The organism is Kitasatospora sp. NPDC091257 (genome assembly GCF_044757675.1).
GTDB classification, from domain to species: domain Bacteria; phylum Actinomycetota; class Actinomycetes; order Streptomycetales; family Streptomycetaceae; genus Kitasatospora; species Kitasatospora lactacystinica.
The window spans coordinates 1-3,699 of record NZ_JBIVVI010000931.1; the positions used below are offsets into that span (position 1 = coordinate 1).

The window sequence follows — 3,699 nt, forward strand, 5'->3', positions numbered from 1 at the left end:
CTTCCGCTCGCCCTGCCGTGCGAGGTCCCCGATGCGCCTGCGCCGCACCGCCGTCGCCCTGCTGCTCGCCGCCACCGCCGTCCTCACCGCCGTCCCGGCCTCGGCCCACGGCGGGCAGCCGGGCCGTTCCCCCGCCCCGGACCGCTTCCCCACCGGCACGGTCACCGCCGCCGACGGCCGCACCTCCCTCACCGACGCCCAGGGCCGCCGCCTGCGGCTACGCGGCTTCAACCTCGACAAGTACGCCGAGGCCACCCCCGCCGACCTCGACTCCGTCGCCGCCCAGGGCTTCACCCTGGTGCGGCTGCCGGTCTCCTGGACGAGGCTGGAGCCCGGGCGCGGCCGCCTCGACCCCGCCGAACTGCACCGCGTGCAGCGGCTCCTCGACCGGGCCGACCGGCTGGGCCTGCTGGTCCTGATCGACTTCCACCAGGACGTCTACGGGCCGAAGTTCGGCGGCGGCACCAACGGCGTGCCCGTCTGGGCCACCCGGGACGACGACCTGCCGTTCACCCCCGACCCGGACGACTGGTTCGCCGGCTACTTCCAGCCCGCCGTCCAGGCCGCCTTCCGGCACCTCTACGACGACCCCGACCTGCGCGCCTGGCAGGCCGACTTCTACACCCGGCTCGCCCGCGAACTGCGCGGCCACAGCTCACTGTTGGGCTACGACCTGTTCAACGAGCCGTTCGGCCCGGTGGAAGGCGACCCGAGCGACCCGGCCGTGCTGGCCGCCGCCTCCGCCGCCCTGGAGCAGGGCCGGCTCGCCGACATGTACCGCCGCCTGATCACGGCCGTGCGCCGGGTCGACTCCCGCTCCTGGCTGTTCGTGGAGCCGACCGTGCTGGTCGGCCAGGGCGTGCCCACCCGGCTGCCCGGCTTCGCCGACCCGCGCCCCGGCGCACCCCGGCTCGGCTACGCGCCGCACTTCTACGACACCGCGGTCGAGGGCGGCGCCGACTGGGACCCGGCCGGCGGCTTCGTGGAGCAGTACACCGCCGCGATCACCGGCTACCCGGCCGCCCACCGCCTGCCCGTCCTGGTCGGCGAGTGGGGCCCGCCGAACTCCCGCACCCCGGGCAACGCCGAGCTGGTCCGCCGTCAGGTCGCCGCGATGGACGGCTTCGCCGAGGGCTGGACGATGTGGTACTGGTGCCGGGGCACCGGCGGCTACTGCGCGCTCGACCCGGCCGGACGCCCCGCCCCCGGCGACGAACCCGCCTTCGGCCCGTACCCGGTGGCCGTCGCGGGCACCGAGGTCCGGACGGCCGCCACCACCGTGGGCTGGCGCTCGGACGGCACCGGGCGCGGCAGCGAGATCCTGCTGCCCCCGGCCGCGTTCCCGCACGGGGCCGATGTCACCGTCGCCCCCGCCGGCGCCCGGGTCGAGGTCGAACAGCCGACCGGCGGGCGGGCGGGAACCGTACGCGTCCGGCTCCCGCACGCCCACCGGGGCACAACCGTGACGGTCACGCTCACCGCTCGATGAGCGGACCGAGCGGAACGAGCGGAACGAGCGGGCCGAACGGAACGAGCAGCACGCGCGGGACGGTCACGCCAGTCCCCGGCGGGCCAGCAGCGGCCCGGTCTCCGGCGCCCGGCCGACCACCGCGCGGAAGGACTCCAGCGGGTCCCGGCTGAACCCGCGCGCCAGCAGCTCCCGCCGGAACAGCTCGCCGCTCTCCCGCACCGGGCGCCCGTTGCCCTCGAACCACTGCACGGTGTCGGCGTCCAGCACCTCCGACCAGATGTACGCGTAGTACGCCGCGCTGTAGCCGCTGGAGAAGATGTGCTGGAAGTACGCCGTCCGGTAGCGCGGCGGGATCGCGTCCACCGCGATCCCGGCCGCCGCGAGCGCCCGCGCCTCGAACTCCTCGGCGTCCGCGATCTCCTCGCCCTGCGGCACGGTGTGCCAGGCCCAGTCCAGCAGCGTGGCCGCCAGGTACTCGACCGTCCGGAAGCCCTGCCCGAAGCCCTCGGCCGCCGTCATCCGCTCGACCAGCTCGGCCGGCAGCGGCTCCCCGGTCGCGTGGTGGCGGGCGTAGTTGGCCAGCACCTCGGGCCGGACCATCCACATCTCGTTGACCTGCGAGGGGAACTCGACGAAGTCCCGGGGCACCGCGGTGCCCGAGAACAGCGGGTAGCGCACGTCCGAGAACAGCCCGTGCAGCGCGTGCCCGAACTCGTGGAACAGCGTGCGCACCTCGTCCCAGTCCATCAGCACCGGCTCGCCGGGCGCCGGACGCGGGATGTTGAGGTTGTTCAGCACCACCGACCGCTGCCCGGTCAGCCCGGACTGGGAGACCAGCGCGTCCATCCAGGCACCGCCGCGCTTGGACGCCCGGGCGTGGAAGTCGCCGATGAACAGGCCCAGCGGGCTGCCGTCCTCCTCGAACACCTCGAAGACCCGGGCGTCCGGGTGGTGGGCCGTCAGGTCCGGCCGCTCGGTGAAGCTCACCCCGTACGCCAGGTTCGCGGCGAAGAAGACGCCGTCCCGCAGCACCCGCTCCAGCTCGAAGTACGGGCGCAGCACCGCCGCGTCCACCTGGTAGGAGCTCTGCCGGACCTTCTCCGAGTAGTACGCCCAGTCGTGCGCGGCGAGCTCCCCGATCCCGTCCGCGGCGGCCGCCCGGGCCAGCTCCCCGGCCTCCCGCCGGGCCATCGCCACGGCCGGGCCGACCAGCCGGGACAGCAGGCCGGAGACCGCCTCGACGGTGCCGGACGTCTCGTCCGCCACCACGTACGCGGCGTGGCTCGGGTACCCCAGCAGCGCGGCCCGCTCGGCGCGCAGCGTTGCCATCCGGATCGCCAGCGGGCCGTTGTCCTCGGCGCCCCGGCCGAGCGAGGCGGCCAGCAGCCGCTCGCGCACCGAGCGGTCGTCGAGCCGGGCCAGTTCGGCCTGGCCGGAGGTGCTCCGCAGGCTCAGCACGTAGCCGCCCGGGCGACCGAGCACCCGGGCGTTCTCCGCGGCCCCGGCGACGGCGCCCTCGGACAGTCCGGCCAGTTCCCCGGCGGAGTCCAGCACCAGCGCGGCGGAGCGGGTGGCGGCGTTCACGTTCTGCTGGAACGTCGTTCCGAGCGCCGCGAGTTCGGCGTTCAGCTCGCGCAGCCGGGCCTGCTCGGCCTCGCCCAGCCGGGCACCGGAGCGCACGAAGGCGGTGTACCGGCGCTCCAGCAGCCGCAGCGACTCCGGGTCCAGTCCGAGCCCGGCGCGGGCCTCGTGGAGCGCCTCGATCCGGGCGAACAGCGCGAGGTCCAGGTGGATGGCGTCGTGGTGGGCGGCGAGCAGCGGGCTGACCTTCGCTTCCACCTCGTCCAGCACGTCGGTGGTGTCCGAGGAGGACTGGTTGCGGAACACCGCGTCGACCCGGCGCAGCAGTTCCCCGGAGCACTCCAGGGCCACCAGGGTGTTCTCGAAGGTCGGCAGGCTCCGGTCGGCGGTGATCGCCGCGATCTCGGCCAGCTGCTCGGCCATTCCCCGCTCGTACGCGGGCAGGTAGTGCTCCTCGCGGATCTCGGCGAACGGCGGGAGCTCGTAGACCAGCGGACTGGCCTGGAAGAACGGGTTCTCGGTCATTTCGCGAACCCTACGCCGTGTCACCCGCCCTGCCCACGCGGTTCACCACCCCTGCGGAACACCCGCCGGGGCCGTCCCGCCGGGCGCCGCCGTGCCCGCCTGCCACGCGTTGTCACACCCAC

The 3,699-nt window shown here is 74.9% G+C and carries 2 protein-coding genes; one reads left to right on the plus strand and one right to left on the minus strand.

Translation table 11 applies throughout. The features are described 5' to 3' along the window. Nucleotides 1-1,489 (plus strand): cellulase family glycosylhydrolase (locus ACIQOV_RS32230; protein ID WP_401054239.1); only part of this gene is annotated, 1,489 nt, incomplete at its 5' end. A 63-nt stretch (nucleotides 1,490-1,552) separates the two neighbouring features. On the opposite strand, the gene ACIQOV_RS32235 is transcribed toward ACIQOV_RS32230, so the two are convergent. Then, nucleotides 1,553-3,577 (minus strand): M3 family metallopeptidase, encoded by a 2,025-nt coding sequence (locus ACIQOV_RS32235; RefSeq protein ID WP_401054241.1) that lies wholly within the window; start codon nucleotides 3,575-3,577, stop codon nucleotides 1,553-1,555. Nucleotides 3,578-3,699 lie beyond the last annotated feature (122 nt).

Excerpts from the sequence above, each read along its gene's own strand:
- ACIQOV_RS32235 (WP_401054241.1), bottom strand. The coding sequence starts at position 3,577 with ATGACCGAGAACCCGTTCTTCCAGGCCAGTCCGCTGGTCTACGAGCTC.